Raw genomic sequence first — 15,030 nt, 5'->3', positions numbered from 1 at the left:
GATGTATTAGATATCAGAAAGTGAACGTGAATTAATTAATTTATAAATATATAAAAAAATCAGATCAAAAAATAAAAATGGGTATAAAAGAGAGCGGAATATTTTGTTATAGAAAGGCCATAGAAAATTAATTCTATGGACCTTTTAATTGAATAGCAGAAATTAAATATCGACAAAAGTGTCAGGATCAGGGCCTAAACGTTTTCTCTGTTCAAGAACGGTAATTTCAGCTACCTCTTCTTTTTCTAATTTAAAATCAAAAATATGGAAGTTTTCTTCAATACGAGAAGGTGTAACTGATTTTGGGATAACCACAAGTCCACTGTCTAAATGCCAGCGTAAAACAATTTGTGCTGGGGTTTTATGGTATTTTTCAGCCAGTTTTTGAATAATAGGTTGATTAAAGACGCCTTCACCACCTTGTGCTAATGGGCTCCAAGATTCGGTGACAATATTATGAGTTGTGTTCCATGCTCTTAACGGTGCTTGCTGCATTAAAGGATGAATTTCAATCTGATTAATCACAGGAGTTACACCTGTTTCAGTAATGATCCGTTCCAGATGTTCTTCTTTAAAATTACATACACCAATGCTTTTTACTAACCCTTCTTTTTGCAAAATAATCATTTGCTTCCAAGCTTCAACATAAAGCTCTCGTGAAGGTACAGGCCAATGCATTAAATAGAGATCAATATAATCAAGTTGCAAACGCTGGAGGCTTTCTAAGATGGCACCACGAGCATGAGTCTGATCGTTATTCCATAATTTCGTTGTGATAAAAAGTTCATCACGGGGAACAGTGGTCTGTTTTAACGCTTTGCCTACGCCTTCTTCATTATGATAAATCGCTGCCGTATCAAAAAGGCGATAGCCTGTATCAAGTGCGTGATGAATAGCTTTAACAACTTGATGATTATCTGCTTTCCAAACACCAAGACCAAGTTGTGGGATGACATTTCCATCAGATAATTTGATCAGTTTAGGTTTATCCATTTCTATCTCCAGAGTCGCAAAAAGTACTTAGAGTGCCGCTGTATAAATACGTTGACTGACTTCTAATGTGATATCTTGATGCTCACCCAGTGCAATTTGTCCATGCTCTTCCAACTTTCGCACTAATGCAGGAATATCTTCTTCACCGATTTTGAAATCAGCCAGTCGAGTTCTAAGTCCCATTAATTCAAAGAATTTTCGAGTTTCATTAATCGCAGTTTCAATTTTAAAAGCATCTGAACCTTGGTTTATACCCCAAACTTTTTGTGCATATTGGATTAACTTGCCATATTTAGCCTGACGTTTTTCATTTAATAATGCAGGTAAAACGATGGCGAGAGTTTGTGCATGATCAAGTCCGTGTAAAGCCGTGAGTTCGTGACCTAATGCATGCGTAGCCCAATCTTGAGGAACACCAACACCAAGGATACCATTTAACGCTTGTGATGCTGTCCACATTATATTAGCACGGATATCATAGTCTGTAGGTGACGTCAGCGCTTTTGGCCCTTGATCAATTAAAATACGTAAAAGGCCTTCTGCATATTCATCTTGTACACGAGCATTCACTGGATAAGTGAGATATTGCTCTAATATATGAATAAAAGCATCAACAACACCGTTGGCAGTTTGTCTTGGTGGTAAAGAATAAGTGGTTGTTGGATCTAAAATAGCGCAATGAGGGTAAACATGAGGGCTGGCAAAGCTTTGTTTATCCATTGTCTGTTTTTTGCTGATAACAGAGAAACTGTTGGTTTCTGTTCCGGTTGCTGGAAGTGTTAATACACAGCTTAACGGTATTGCTTTTTCGACCACTTTACCGCGACTGGTTACGATTTCCCAAGGTTCACCGTGATAAGGTATTGCTGCTGCAATAAATTTTGTGCCATCAATAACGGAACCGCCACCCACTGCTAATAAATGCGTGATACCGTGATATCTGGCATAAGAAACCGCTTTCATGAGTGTTTCATAAGATGGGTTTGGTTCAATGCCACTAAACTCATGAATTTGATAGCCTGGAAGCGCGGTATAAATCTGGTCTAATACGCCATTGCGCTTAATGCTACCGCCACCATAAGTCAGTAGAATTCTTTCATGTTTTCCAATTTCAGAACGAAGTTTATCTATTTGTCCTTGACCAAAATGAAGGCGAGTGGGCGAGTAATAAGTAAAGTTTTGCATTTTGTTTCCACCTTAATTCGATGTTCTGAAGTATGACAATTAATCAGGAAAAAGTTTTCCATTGTGCCTAGACTAGATAGTCTGACATACCTATAACTACAGGGTTGTAGAAATAAGAGATGAATTATTTCTCTTAGTGACTACAGCAATTCAAATTGTAGCTAATTTATAAGGAGTAATATGGAAAGTCATTATTTAACATTAAACCAAGAGCATTGGGATAAACAAGCCGCAATGGAAAATCAGTGGTCTAAGCCTGTGAGCGATGAAGAAATTATCGCGGCAAAGCAAGGTGACTGGAAAGTACATTTAACACCAAGCCCTGTAAAAAGCGAATGGTTAGGGGATATTAAAGATAAAAAAATACTCTGTTTAGCTTCTGCTGGTGGACAACAAGCGCCTATCTTGGCGGCTGCAGGTGGCATTGTGACTGTGTTTGATTTATCAGAAGGTCAATTAGACAAAGATCGCCAATTGGCACAAAAGCATCAGTTAGGTTTGGTAACAGCACAGGGTGATATGGCTGATTTAACCGCATTTGCTGATGAAAGTTTTGATATTATTTTTCACCCTATTTCAAATCTGTATGTACCGGATGTAAATCCTGTTTGGCAAGAGTGTTACCGTGTTTTGAAAAAAGACGGTGTACTAATGGCGAGCTTTTATAATCCTGTTGTATTTGTTGATGATAGAGATCCGCAATTACGTTCACAGGGATTAATGAGACCAATTTACCGCTTACCTTATAGCGATCGAGGCTCATTACCTTCGGATATTCTGCAAGAAAAAGTAGCAAGAGGTGATGGGCTGGTCTTTGGACACTCTTTGACTGATCTTATTGGCGGGCAATTAACAGCGGGTTTTTTATTACAGGATTTTGTTGAAGATTTTGCTCCTCATGCTCGTTTCTTAGTTGATAGTTATATTCCAACGTTTCTTGCGTCAAAAGCCATTAAGCTTTAAAAAAATAGAGCTAGGAAGAATATGATTGTGATTAATATAAATGGGATTTTAGTCAGATATTAATTGATATGGAGATAAGACAATGAACAACTGAACTTTTATTGCAGTATCAGATAATACATAAAAGACGCCATTATTCTAGATTTAAATAATGGCGTCTTTTTTTAATTACTTACTGCTGGCGCTATTTTTACGATGGCGAATATACATCACAATAGAACCAATTAAACCTGCGCTTAAAAGCAATACTGGTAATGTCATCAAGATATTCATGACAAGTGTTTCATGCTTTTGTACAAATGGAATAAGGTTTAGCACATAACCTAAAGAAACAATAATCCCTACCCATAGGAAGCCACTTAACCAGTTAAATATTTGAAAGCGACGTTGCTTTAATTCAGATAAACCTGCCAAGGTAGGTAATAATGTACGTACGAACCCAATAAAACGACCCAGTAATAGCGCATATAAACCTTGGCGATGGAAGAGATCATTTGCCTTATGGTGATATTGCTCTGGTAATTGAGCCATCCAACGTTTAACTACCTTCGTATCACTTAGCCATCGGCCTTGTAAAAAGCCGAGCCAACTCCCAATACTAGCGGCAGTACCTAATATAATGATAGTCGGGAAAAAGTGTAAAACACCTTTTGCAATTAAGGCACCGCAAAGAATAAGCAGTGTATCTCCTGGTAAAAATGCGGCGGGTAATACCCCGTTTTCCAGCATAATAATAACAAAAAGAACAATATAGATAACCCACAGCACATTAGGATTAGCCAACACCATATAATCGTGTTGCATGAGTGCGTGAATTATCTCTTTTAATGTACCCATTAGCGAACTCGCATTAAAAAAGGACTTTATGTTCGCTATTCTAACGCAAAATAAAGAGAACAGTTTGATTTAATCCCTGTGGAGCCACAGGGATAGGTTATTTTTAATAAAAAATTCATTCCTGATTAAGAAATACGTAAAAACGCCTGCTCTAGATCTTCAATAAGGTCATCTACATTTTCTAATCCAATATGAATGCGAAATAGTGTTCCGGTAAATGTTGGCTGAGTTTCATATTGGCGCATCGCTTTAATATCATTGGGTTGATAACCTAAAATTAAAGATTCAAATCCTCCCCATGAAAATGCCATCTTAAATAATGAGAAGTTATCTAAGAAATGTGCAAATTCTTCAGGCGTTAAGATTTTCTTTAAACTAAAAGAGAATAAGCCGTTACTACCTGAGAAATCACGTTGAAAATATTCATGTCCTAGACAAGAAGCTAATGCAGGGTGATAAACATTATCAACTAAAGGGTGTTGTTTTAACCAGCGAGCGACTTCTAATGCACTTTGTTCGTGTTGCTTCATTCTTACAGGCAGTGTTCTTAATCCTCTTGCTGTCATATAAGCCGTATCAGGATCAACACATTGACCTAATAAATAGGTATTCTCTCGTAACTGTTCCCAACAGCGTTCATTAGCTACAGCAAAACCTAACATGCCATCAGAGTGACCATTAATATATTTTGTGGCAGATTGAATTGAAATATCGACACCTAATGTCAGTGGTTTAAGCAGTAGTCCTGCCGCCCAAGTGTTATCAATCATAATAATGATTTCAGGGTTATATTGGCGAATTGAATTGACTATTCCTTGTAGGTCGTGAATTTCCATCGTGATTGATCCCGGAGATTCAAGAAAAACAATTTTTGTTTCAGGGCGTAGCAATTGGCTGATCTCTTTGCCAATTAAAGGATCAAAGTAGGTCGTTGTGACTGAGAATTTACGTAAGATCTGATCACAAAAATTTTGTGTCGGATCGTAGGCAGAACCTGTAACAAGAATATGAGAGCCTTGCTCAACAAATGCGAGTATAGATTGCGTAATCGCCGCTGCACCTGAAGGAAATAGTGCGCAGCCTACGCCTTGCTCTAATTCAGTTAACGCTTCTTGTAAGGCAAAATGGGTGTTTGTGCCTCGGCGACCATAAAAAAGCGTACCTTCTGCTCGTTTTTTTGTTGCTTCACGTTTTTGTGCAACGGAATCAAAAATAACGGATGATGTTCGTTGTATAATTGGATTTACTGCGCCTTGGGAATATTTTTTAGCTCGACCAGAAAGGAGGAGTGAGGTTTCTTGTTTTTTTAGCGTCATCCTTAATACCTTCTTTTAATTGATGGTGTGTTTACCCCCAAGTTAATTCATTTTTTGGATAAGTACAAAAGGCTTGCAGGGTAGTTGATAAAATTTCACGTTACGTGAAATAACGATAATTTGTCTTAAAAATCGACAAATGAAAAAAAAATAGCCAAATAGTAATGATAATTACTATCAAAATGCTTCATGTTTGATATCATTTGAGCGTTTTCTCTTTCCTGATGGCAAACAGGATGATTGTAAGTGAACGATTTTGGGTAAGTAGTGGCGCAACGATGCCATTACTGAATAAATAAATAGATAAAAAAGAGAGTAAAAGGCCAACTGATGCGTAATTTGACAGCTTCTATTCTATTGGCAATCGGTCTGACAGGCCCTGCTTTTGCAGATACGACTCCTGCCACACCAACTGAACAGCCAACTACTGCTGCCGTTTCTTCAACAGCTTCTACACAGGGAACCGCTACACCAACAACTGCTACACCGGCAGCTGCCACACCAGAAACTGCTACTGCGGCCACAACAACAGGAAATGAAGTGAAAGCAGTAGGTACTGAAACAGCTAAGCCTGAAGGTGAAAATACACCTGCAACAACGGCTGAGAATTCAGAAAATGTCCCTTTAGCGACAGAAAATACATCATCAGAAGTACAACCTGAAATGGTTGCAGGTGGTGGATTTGCTGAAGATTTATCTGTAATGGGTATGTACCGTAATGCAGACTTAGTCGTTAAGAGTGTCATGATTGGCTTATTGTTAGCCTCTATTGTCACTTGGGCACTATTTTTCGCGAAAGGAAGCTATTTGATTTCACTGCGTCGTCGCTTAAGAAATGAGACTGCTCAGTTAGTTGAAGCTAAATCGCTTAACGATGCGTTAGCGATTAGCAAAAAATTTGGTAATAAAAGTGCAACCGCTGATTTCTTTAATGATGCAGAATTAGAGCGTACTTACTCTCAAGAAAGTAAAGTGGCTTCAGGTATTAAAGAGCGTGTTGAAATGCGAATGGAACGTCGCGTTGCAGCCATTATCCGTGAATTAGGTCGCGGTAATGGTTACTTAGCCACAATTGGTGCAATTTCTCCTTTTATCGGTCTTTTTGGTACGGTTTGGGGGATCATGAATAGCTTTATCGGTATTGCTCATTCTCAAACGACAAACCTTGCGGTTGTTGCTCCAGGTATTGCCGAAGCGCTATTAGCAACTGCTATTGGTCTGATTGCGGCAATTCCAGCGGTTATTATCTATAACATTTTTGCTCGTATGATAGCGGGTTATCGTGGTGAAATTGGTGATATCGCAACGGGTGTGGTGACATTAGTCAGCCGTGATTTAGATATCGAAAACAGCAAAGCAAGGTAATGAATTATGGCAATGCGTCTTGGTGATGATTCAGGTGATGATAATGAATTGCATGATATCAATGTGACGCCTTTTATTGATGTCATGTTGGTTCTGCTCATTATCTTTATGGTAGCGGCACCTTTAGCTACTGTTGATATAAAAGTAAATTTACCCGCTTCAAGTGCAAAACCACAACCTCGCCCTGAAAAGCCTGTTTATTTAACGATTAAGTCGGATAAACAAATTTTCATTGGTGAAGAGATGGTCACTCATGAAACGATGGCGAATGTGTTAGATACCATGACACAAGCAAACAAAGAGACAACAATTTTTTTCCAAGCGGATAAAACGGTTGATTACGAAACATTAATGTCGGCCATGGATTCGCTAAGAAAAGCAGGTTATCTCAAAGTTGGACTCGTGGGAATGGAAACGGTCTCTACAGGCGGTTAAAATTTAGTAAATAAGCTATTTATCTAAGTATTATTACGCTATTTTAAAAGCACTTTATTTGTCGTTGTGAAATGATGAATAAAGTGCTTTTTTCTTGTATAGAAGAAACAGAGTTTATATTTTTACCATTTTTAGTGGTTATCAATATTATTAATAAAATTGAGTTAGAATAAAATTTAACTTTAGTATTAAATAATATTAATAATAGGTAGATTAAGTTACAGAATAAATAATTAATTAAGTTTATTGAGTAATGGCTGGCTGAATCAATTAATGCTAAGTAGATACTATTATTTGAACTCTCTTAACATTAATATTCATTAACTCTCCATTTTTTTTCATTTTTAGATTTGTTGAAATCAACTTTTTAAAGTTAAATTTTCCTATAACCTTGTGATTTATAATGTCTTTATGTCAATTTCATTTAAGTGTAAAAAAACTTGCGCAAAAAATCTTATTGGATATAATGCATTCACGTTACAAATTGAAATATTTTGTAACGTGTTAAAACGCCTAATTTATTTATTATCTAAGTTATCCGTATTTGGATACTTATTTTTTATTGCACCAGGTAGACCGTTGTTTTCAGTCATTCCAATTTCAGGTAAGTAGATTTTATTTACTTATTCAAATCACTTCTTATCCTTGATAAGCAGTGAGTAAAATAAAGCGTGAAAGGCAGAGAACTACACATAGCATTTTATTATTTTAATAAATTTAGAAGCCATAACATTTCGGTGTTATGGCTTTTTTATTTTGAGTGTTATATCCGTTGTTCTTATTATTTTATCGTTCCTATCGTTCCTATCGTTCCTATCGTTCCTATCACTTCTAAATCAAGATCTTCAGAGTTTGTGCTTTGTTGTGTACCATTTTTGTGCTTACTTCCACTTTATTGCTTGCTATCAGTGGGGGTTTGCCTGATTAAAAAACACAAATAGTTAACAAAGCATTTTTCAAATTTTTAGATTTTTGACCACTTCTTTTATCTATTCTCACAAAAAAAAGAAATAGACTCTATTTTGGGATTATTTATCGATAAATTGTGTTTTTTTTATCCACAAAAACAACAGGGATTTAACATTAAATTTTATTTACGTTAATTTCGTTATAAATTCGATATGTTATAAAATAACCTAATAAAATTATTGCCATTATGTACTGATTAGTAATTATTAATGATCTTAGTTTTTGATTGTTGTTATATATCAATATGTATTTAATTTTATAGCGATTTTATGCTAAGGGTTCTTCTTATTCCAAAAACGAATATACTTATAACTATATGAAAAATGATAAGAAAAATAGGTTGGTTTTTGGCTATAAAATAAACACTATCATGATGATTAAAAATTAATAACAAAAGAAGAGTTGCTAAATGAGTAATGAAAATAAGCTGAAATTAAATATATTAATGTAATCATTTCTTGTTTATGAAATGCAATTTTTAACATTATTTATGATGTAATATAAAGGTTGATAATATGAAAAAAAGAGTCATCATTATAATTAAAAAATATATTAGAACTTATTTTTAATAATTTTTATTAGAAATTAGAAATAATGAATTATTAATTTTGTATTATTTTAAATATATTGTCTTATAATTTGGTTGTTTTTTGTATTTTTTGTAAGTTATTAATTAATAATGATTTAAATTCCCTCCTTTAATGTGTTTTTGAGATAATAATAATTATTTCTATTTACTTTATCATTATTAAATAGCGTTTTAATAAATTTAAAATGACGAAATATATAAAAAATAGGCATTAAACCTTATATTGCTGAAACGTTTTTACTCACATAAAAGAATAATTTATTTTTTAATGAATTATCGCTTGATAATGATCAAGTCATTATTGTGTCGGAGTGTTAAAAAGGCGGTGTTTTAAAATTATTCCAATTAAAAATCATCATATCAGGAGAGATATATGGCCTTGGGGAATAATGTTTTTTCCCATCATGGTATTAACCGACGCGATTTTATGAAATTGTGTGCTGCGCTGTCAGCTACCATGGGATTAAGCGGCAAAGCTGCCGCAGAAATGTCAGAAGCAATGGCATCACCTGAACGTCCACCCGTTATCTGGATTGGTGCTCAGGAGTGTACTGGGTGTACGGAGTCTTTATTACGAGCAACTCATCCGACTCTGGAAAACCTCGTTCTTGATGTTATCGCACTTGAATATCACGAAGTGCTTTCTGCAGCTTTTGGTGAGCAAGCTGAAGAAAATAAACACAATGCGATGGAGAAATATAAAGGTAAGTACGTCCTCGTTGTTGACGGTTCAATCCCAGACAAAGATGGCGGTGTTTACTGTATGGTTGCAGGAAAACCAATTATTGAGCATATCAAAGAAGCCGCTGAAGGGGCTGCAGCGATTATTGCGATTGGTTCATGTTCTGCATGGGGCGGTGTACCTGCTACTGGGGGTAACCCAACTGGAGCTAAATCACTGGAAGCTATTTTACCGGGTAAAACCGTTATCAATATTCCAGGATGCCCACCAAACCCACATAACTTCTTAGCAACTGTTGCACATATTATTACTTTCAATAAATTGCCTAAGTTAGATAGCAAAAACAGACCGCTTTTTGCTTATGAGCGTTTAATTCACGAAAACTGTGAACGTCGTCCTCATTTTGATGCGGGTCGTTTTGCTAAAGAATTTGGTGATGAAGGTCATCGTCAAGGCTGGTGTTTATACCATTTAGGCTGTAAAGGCCCTGAAACGTATGGTAACTGCCCAACATTAGAATTCTGCGATGTCGGTGGTGGGATCTGGCCTGTCGGTATCGGTCACCCTTGCTATGGTTGTAACGAAGAAGGTATCGGCTTTACTAAAGGTATTTTCCAATTAGCGAACGTTTATCAGCCAACACCAAAAGCACAAGTACCTGATGTTAATGCAAAAGAAGGTGGTGGTGTTTCTTATGGTGCTGCTGGCTTACTGGGTGCTGTCGTGGGTGCAGTTGCGGGTGTCAGTGTCATGGCTGTGCGTCAATTAGGTCGTGACAAGAATGCCACAGGAGCCTCACAGGAGGATAAACGGTGAATAGGCGTCATTTCTTTAAGCTGGCATCAGGTGGGGTTCTCCTTGCGGGAATGGCACCCACTGCGAGTCATGCTGCGGCGCAGAACCGTCCCCCAATTCCTGGGTCTCTCGGTATGCTCTACGACTCTACACTGTGTGTAGGCTGTCAAGCATGTGTCACAAAATGTCAGGAAATTAATCACCCGGAGCCAATGGAGCGTGGTGATACTTACGCTAATGGTGATCCGATTTGGTCAAACAATGACAAATTAAGTCCTTACACAAATAACATTATTCAAATTTGGCGTGATGGTACTGGTGAAAATAAAGACCAACTGGAAAACGGTTATGCCTTTATTAAGAAACAATGTATGCATTGTGTTGATGCAAACTGCGTTTCTGTTTGTCCTGTTTCTGCGTTAACCAAAGATCCAAAAACCGGTATTGTCCATTATCACGCGGATATCTGTACAGGTTGTCGTTACTGTATGGTGGGATGCCCTTATAACATTCCAAAATACGATTATGATGATCCATTTGGTAAGCTCTATAAATGTGAGCTTTGTAACCAAAAAGGTGTTGAGCGTTTAGATAAAGGCTTATTACCAGGCTGTGTTGAAGTTTGTCCTACTGGTGCAGTTATTTTCGGTACACGCGAAGAGTTGCTAGAAGAAGCAAAACGTCGTTTAGCGAAAAAAGCGGGTGAAGAATATCATTACCCAAGACAAACCATTAGTGGTGGCGATACTTATCTACATAAAATTCCTGAATATCAAGATCATATCTATGGTGAGTTTGAAGGTGGCGGTACGCAAGTCATGGTACTTTCTGCGGTTCCTTTCGACAATTTAGGAATGCCAGAAGTGGCACCATTATCAACGGGTGCGCGTTCTGAATATATTCAACATACGCTTTATAAAGGCATGGTATTACCAATAGCAGCCCTTGCTGGGATCACCTATTTGGTTAACCGTAATAGTAAAAAACAAGAGCAGGAACACCACAAGGAGGATAACGATGTCGAGTCATGATCCTCGTCCACTTGGCGGTAAGTTATTTACTCTAGCAGTAAGAGTATTTTTACCGCTTGCTGTGCTCGGTTTTATTCTTATTGGTAAGCGTTTGGTATTAGGTCTGGGCGATGTCTCTGACCTGAATGGGGGATATCCTTGGGGTATTTGGATTGCCTTTGACTTATTGATAGGAACAGGCTTTGCATGTGGTGGTTGGGCACTTGCATGGGCTGTTTATGTCTTTAATAAAGGGGAATTTCACCCATTAGTGCGTCCTGCATTGTTAGCGAGCTTGTTCGGCTATTCATTAGGTGGTTTATCCATCGCTATTGATATTGGTCGTTATTGGAACATGCCTCACTTCTTTATGCCGCAATACTTTAACGTTAACTCCGTGTTGTTTGAAACAGCGACCTGTATGACCATCTATATTATGGTGATGGCATTAGAATTCTTACCTGCGTTATTAGAACGTTTAGGTTGGAAAGTGTCGTTGAAACGTCTTAATAAAGCGATGTTCTTTATTATTGGTCTTGGTGCTTTACTGCCAACCATGCACCAATCCTCAATGGGATCATTAATGATTTCAGCGGGTTGGAAAGTACATCCACTGTGGCAATCTTATGAGATGTTACCGCTGTTTTCTCTGTTAACTGCTTTCCTCCTCGGTTTTACTATCGTTATTTTTGAAGGTTCTTTGCTAAAAGCAAGCCGCACCATGAATGATGATGAAACACCACTGTTTACCAAGTTAACACGCGTGATTGAAGTGTTACTGATTGCATTCTTGGTATGCCGTTGGGGCGAGGTCATTTGGAACGGTAAACTGAGTTATATCGGAAATGGGGATATGTTCTCGTGGTTATTCATTGCTGAAACTGCATTGTTATTGCTTCCTCTTATTTTGATGCATTTAAATAATAACCGCCGTAGTCCAAAAATGCTGTTTGTTTGTGCTGTATTTATCTTAATTGGCGCAGCAATGTGGCGTATGAACTACTCTTTAGTTGCTTACAATCCAGGAAATGGTTACCACTATTTCCCAACAGCAAGCGAATTGCTGATTTCTATTGGTTTCGTTGCGTTTGAAGTAACTGCTTACATTCTTATTATCCGTTTATTGCCGGTTTTACCTGCACAAACAGATTCAAATATACAATTAAAAAAGGCTGAGGTTAAATCATGAGCCAACGCATTACTATTGATCCTATTACCCGTATTGAAGGGCATTTACGCGTCGATTGTGAAATTGATAACGGAAAAGTTGTTAAGGCTTGGTCTTCCGGTACCATGTGGCGCGGAATGGAGGAGATCCTAAAAGGAAGCGATCCTCGTGATGCATGGATTATCGTGCAACGTATCTGTGGTGTTTGTACAACAGTTCACGCAATTGCCTCAGTACGTGCTGTTGAAGATGCCTTAGGTATGGATATTCCTGTCAATGCGCAGTATATCCGTAACATTATTTTGGCTTCGCATATTCTTCATGACCATATCGTCCACTTCTATCAGCTTTCTGCGATGGACTGGGTTGATATTACTTCAGCGTTACAAGCCGATCCTGAAAAAGCGTCAGCGATGCTAAAAGGTGTTTCTCAGTGGCAATTGAACTCTGCTGAAGAATTCAGAAAGGTTCAGAAGAAAATTCAAGGTCTGGTTGACAGCGGTCAGTTAGGTATTTTCGCTAATGGCTACTGGGGTCACTCAGCCATGAAATTACCACCAGAAGTTAACCTGATTGCTGTTGCTCACTATCTGCAAGCACTTGAATGTCAGCGTGATGCCAACCGTATCGTTGCGGTTCTTGGTGGTAAAACACCACACATTCAAAACTTGGCAGTAGGTGGTGTTGCTAACCCAATTAACCTTGATGCACCAAGTGTTCTTAACTTAGAACGTTTAATGTATGTGAAGCACTTTATCGATAATCTTGGCGATTTTATTGAACAAGTTTATAAAGTCGATACTGCTATTTTTGCTGCTTATTACCCAGAGTGGCTAAAAATTGGTAAAGGTGCGAACTACTATTTATCTGTACCTGAATTACCTATTAACGGTAATAACACTGAGTTTTTATTGTCTGGTGGTTATATGGAAGGCGTTGATTTCTCAACGTATCGTCCAATTAAAGACTGGAAAGATGAAAACCTGAAAGACGGTATCGAAGAAAGTGGTAAACACGCATGGTATGAAGATGATGAACCATTAAAACCGTGGGAAGGTTTGACTCGTCCTAAATATACAGGTTGGGATGAGAACGAAAAATACTCATGGGTTAAATCACCTACATTCTATGGCAAACCTGTCGAAGTGGGTACGTTAGCATGGTTAGTATGTGGTTTAGCAGGTAAGCATGAAGGGACTGTTAAACACTATAACGAAATCAATGGGATATACACTAAGTTAACGGGTGAAACGCTGGTTAATGAGCAGTTAGAGTCAACTTGGGGACGCATAATTGGACGTACTGTTCATGCGTGTGTGTTACAAGATTCTCTAAACTTCTTGTGGCAATCACTGGTTGATAATATTGGTCGTGGCGATACTGCTGCCTTTATTAAACCAGAGTTTGAACCAGGTAAAGAGTACCGAGGTGTGGGTTTTGAAGAAGCCTCTCGCGGTATGTTATCTCACTGGATCGTGTTTAAAGACGGTAAAATCACTAACTATCAGGCAGTTGTTCCATCAACATGGAATGCGGGTCCTCGTAACTTTAATGATGAACCGGGTCCTTATGAGTTATCACTTGTTGGTACACCTGTTGCTGATCCGAAAAAACCATTAGAAGTGGTAAGAACAATCCACTCCTTTGACCCATGTATGGCGTGTGCTGTGCATATGGTTGATTTAACAGGTAAAGAACTAAGTAAGGTGAAGGTATTATAATGCGAACTCTCGTCTTAGGTATTGGTAATTTATTACTAAGCGATGAAGGCATTGGTGTTCGTATAGTAGAAGCGCTCGAAGAGCGCTTCTCTTTACCAGAGAACGTCGATGTTATTGATGGCGGCACATCAGGTATGGAAATTTTGCAAGATATCGCAGCAAGAGACCTCCTGATTGTTGCCGATGCGGTAAGAAGTAATCATGAACCTGGCAGTATTTTTGTGTTACATGATGATGATGTTCCGGCACTTTTTACACAGAAAATTTCTCCTCATCAGCTAGGTTTATCTGATGTATTAATGGCACTGCGTATGACAGATGAATTTCCACGTAAACTAATTTTAGTGGGAATTGAACCTGCATCGTTGGAGCCAAGCATGTCGCTGTCTGAGATTGGTGAGAAATCAATGGAAATTGCACTAGAACATGTGGTGAATATTTTGCGTGAATACGGCATTTCTGTCACACCTAAAGAGGTAACAGCATGAGTGAATTAAGCTGGGATATCATAGGATATGATGAACCGCCTGTTGAGCAACTTGAAACACGTTTTAGTGAAATCGCTGAAAAAGAGATGAAAGGGCTCCCTTTTTATCGCGAAGGCGTTCCTGTAAAAGCAGGAGGCTTTACCTTATTTGAAAATCAGTGGATTGGTGCTGTTCTTACGCCTTGGATGCTAGAACTGGTTGTCTTCCCTGGGCCTTCACAAGAATGGCCACATCGAAAAGTCGGTGATCGCATTGGGTTAGAATTACCTTGTGGTCAGATTAAATTCGTTGTAGGTGAGCTTGCGGGGGGGATGCAGTATCTTGCTTGTTCATTAATGTCGCCACTTGATAGACATTTAGCAGCGGAACATGCTGTTGAGTTGGTTGAAAATAGTGTGAAAATGGCTCTTTCTCTTCCTGTTCAGACACAATCCGTAGCAGAAGTTGATTTAAGTCGTCGTTCTCTCTTCCGTGGTCAGTTAAGATCATAGTGTAGAAATTTTACGCGACACTG

General features: G+C 38.0%; 13 protein-coding genes. 9 read left to right on the top strand and 4 right to left on the bottom strand.

Annotation, left to right across the window (positions count from 1 at the left end; genetic code table 11):
* Positions 1–162 precede the first annotated feature (162 nt).
* The gene (gene dkgA / locus DK857_RS01120) at positions 163–993 is read right to left on the bottom strand and encodes a 2,5-didehydrogluconate reductase DkgA (protein ID WP_109401328.1); all 831 of its coding nucleotides are present in this window, start codon (positions 991–993) and stop codon (positions 163–165) included.
* Positions 994–1,020: 27 nt separating this feature from the next.
* Positions 1,021–2,178, bottom strand: a complete 1,158-nt coding sequence (locus DK857_RS01115; protein ID WP_109393209.1) for an iron-containing alcohol dehydrogenase — start codon at positions 2,176–2,178, stop codon at positions 1,021–1,023.
* 180 nt (positions 2,179–2,358) lie between these two features.
* Here DK857_RS01115 and DK857_RS01110 point away from each other — a divergent pair, with 180 nt between their 5' ends.
* Complete coding sequence (locus tag DK857_RS01110) at positions 2,359–3,141, top strand: class I SAM-dependent methyltransferase (protein ID WP_109401327.1); 783 nt, start codon at positions 2,359–2,361, stop codon at positions 3,139–3,141.
* Positions 3,142–3,309: 168 nt separating this feature from the next.
* Here the strand turns inward: DK857_RS01110 and DK857_RS01105 are convergent, their stop codons facing one another.
* Both DK857_RS01105 and metC read right to left on the bottom strand, forming a co-directional pair.
* Positions 3,310–3,978 (bottom strand): DedA family protein, encoded by a 669-nt coding sequence (locus DK857_RS01105; RefSeq protein ID WP_088493737.1) that lies wholly within the window; start codon positions 3,976–3,978, stop codon positions 3,310–3,312.
* A 125-nt stretch (positions 3,979–4,103) separates the two neighbouring features.
* The gene (gene metC, locus DK857_RS01100) at positions 4,104–5,294 is read right to left on the bottom strand and encodes a cystathionine beta-lyase (RefSeq protein WP_109401326.1); all 1,191 of its coding nucleotides are present in this window, start codon (positions 5,292–5,294) and stop codon (positions 4,104–4,106) included.
* A 330-nt stretch (positions 5,295–5,624) separates the two neighbouring features.
* On the opposite strand from metC, the gene exbB reads away from it, so the two are divergent.
* The 8 genes from exbB (at position 5,625) to hybE (ending at position 15,007) form a co-directional block, all read left to right on the top strand.
* The gene (exbB, locus tag DK857_RS01095) at positions 5,625–6,659 is read left to right on the top strand and encodes a tonB-system energizer ExbB (RefSeq protein WP_109393212.1); all 1,035 of its coding nucleotides are present in this window, start codon (positions 5,625–5,627) and stop codon (positions 6,657–6,659) included.
* A gap of 6 nt (positions 6,660–6,665) precedes the next feature.
* Positions 6,666–7,094: a TonB system transport protein ExbD gene (gene exbD, locus DK857_RS01090; RefSeq protein ID WP_075674386.1), complete on the top strand. Its 429-nt coding sequence runs from the start codon at positions 6,666–6,668 to the stop codon at positions 7,092–7,094.
* Between the two features lie 1,931 nt (positions 7,095–9,025).
* Entirely contained in the window at positions 9,026–10,150 is a 1,125-nt protein-coding gene (gene hybO / locus DK857_RS01085) for a hydrogenase 2 small subunit (protein ID WP_109393213.1), read from the top strand.
* Positions 10,147–11,160: a hydrogenase 2 operon protein HybA gene (hybA, locus tag DK857_RS01080; protein WP_109393214.1), complete on the top strand. Its 1,014-nt coding sequence runs from the start codon at positions 10,147–10,149 to the stop codon at positions 11,158–11,160. Before hybO ends, hybA begins: the two co-directional genes overlap by 4 nt.
* Positions 11,147–12,328: a Ni/Fe-hydrogenase cytochrome b subunit gene (hybB, locus tag DK857_RS01075; protein ID WP_075674247.1), complete on the top strand. Its 1,182-nt coding sequence runs from the start codon at positions 11,147–11,149 to the stop codon at positions 12,326–12,328. The genes hybA and hybB overlap by 14 nt, the downstream gene beginning before the upstream one ends.
* Entirely contained in the window at positions 12,325–14,028 is a 1,704-nt protein-coding gene (gene hybC, locus DK857_RS01070; protein ID WP_064718974.1) for a hydrogenase 2 large subunit, read from the top strand. The genes hybB and hybC overlap by 4 nt, the downstream gene beginning before the upstream one ends.
* On the top strand, positions 14,028–14,516 hold the full coding sequence (locus tag DK857_RS01065) for a HyaD/HybD family hydrogenase maturation endopeptidase (protein ID WP_109401325.1): 489 nt from the start codon (positions 14,028–14,030) through the stop codon (positions 14,514–14,516). The genes hybC and DK857_RS01065 overlap by 1 nt, the downstream gene beginning before the upstream one ends.
* Positions 14,513–15,007, top strand: a complete 495-nt coding sequence (hybE, locus tag DK857_RS01060) for a hydrogenase-2 assembly chaperone (protein ID WP_075674245.1) — start codon at positions 14,513–14,515, stop codon at positions 15,005–15,007. The genes DK857_RS01065 and hybE overlap by 4 nt, the downstream gene beginning before the upstream one ends.
* Positions 15,008–15,030 lie beyond the last annotated feature (23 nt).

Origin of the sequence: Proteus terrae, from assembly GCF_003144325.1 — a bacterium.
GTDB lineage: Bacteria > Pseudomonadota > Gammaproteobacteria > Enterobacterales > Enterobacteriaceae > Proteus > Proteus terrae.
Note: the sequence above shows the minus strand (reverse complement) of the source record. Positions and strands in the feature narration are given on the sequence as shown.

What these genes read in the sequence shown, in the direction of transcription:
- dkgA (WP_109401328.1), bottom strand. Translation starts at nt 993, where the DNA reads ATGGATAAACCTAAACTGATCAAATTATCTGATGGAAATGTCATCCCA.
- DK857_RS01115 (WP_109393209.1), bottom strand. Translation starts at nt 2,178, where the DNA reads ATGCAAAACTTTACTTATTACTCGCCCACTCGCCTTCATTTTGGTCAA.
- DK857_RS01110 (WP_109401327.1), top strand. Translation starts at nt 2,359, where the DNA reads ATGGAAAGTCATTATTTAACATTAAACCAAGAGCATTGGGATAAACAA.
- DK857_RS01105 (WP_088493737.1), bottom strand. Translation starts at nt 3,978, where the DNA reads ATGGGTACATTAAAAGAGATAATTCACGCACTCATGCAACACGATTAT.
- metC (WP_109401326.1), bottom strand. Translation starts at nt 5,294, where the DNA reads ATGACGCTAAAAAAACAAGAAACCTCACTCCTCCTTTCTGGTCGAGCT.
- exbB (WP_109393212.1), top strand. Translation starts at nt 5,625, where the DNA reads ATGCGTAATTTGACAGCTTCTATTCTATTGGCAATCGGTCTGACAGGC.
- exbD (WP_075674386.1), top strand. Translation starts at nt 6,666, where the DNA reads ATGGCAATGCGTCTTGGTGATGATTCAGGTGATGATAATGAATTGCAT.
- hybO (WP_109393213.1), top strand. Translation starts at nt 9,026, where the DNA reads ATGGCCTTGGGGAATAATGTTTTTTCCCATCATGGTATTAACCGACGC.
- hybB (WP_075674247.1), top strand. Translation starts at nt 11,147, where the DNA reads ATGTCGAGTCATGATCCTCGTCCACTTGGCGGTAAGTTATTTACTCTA.
- hybC (WP_064718974.1), top strand. Translation starts at nt 12,325, where the DNA reads ATGAGCCAACGCATTACTATTGATCCTATTACCCGTATTGAAGGGCAT.
- DK857_RS01065 (WP_109401325.1), top strand. Translation starts at nt 14,028, where the DNA reads ATGCGAACTCTCGTCTTAGGTATTGGTAATTTATTACTAAGCGATGAA.
- hybE (WP_075674245.1), top strand. Translation starts at nt 14,513, where the DNA reads ATGAGTGAATTAAGCTGGGATATCATAGGATATGATGAACCGCCTGTT.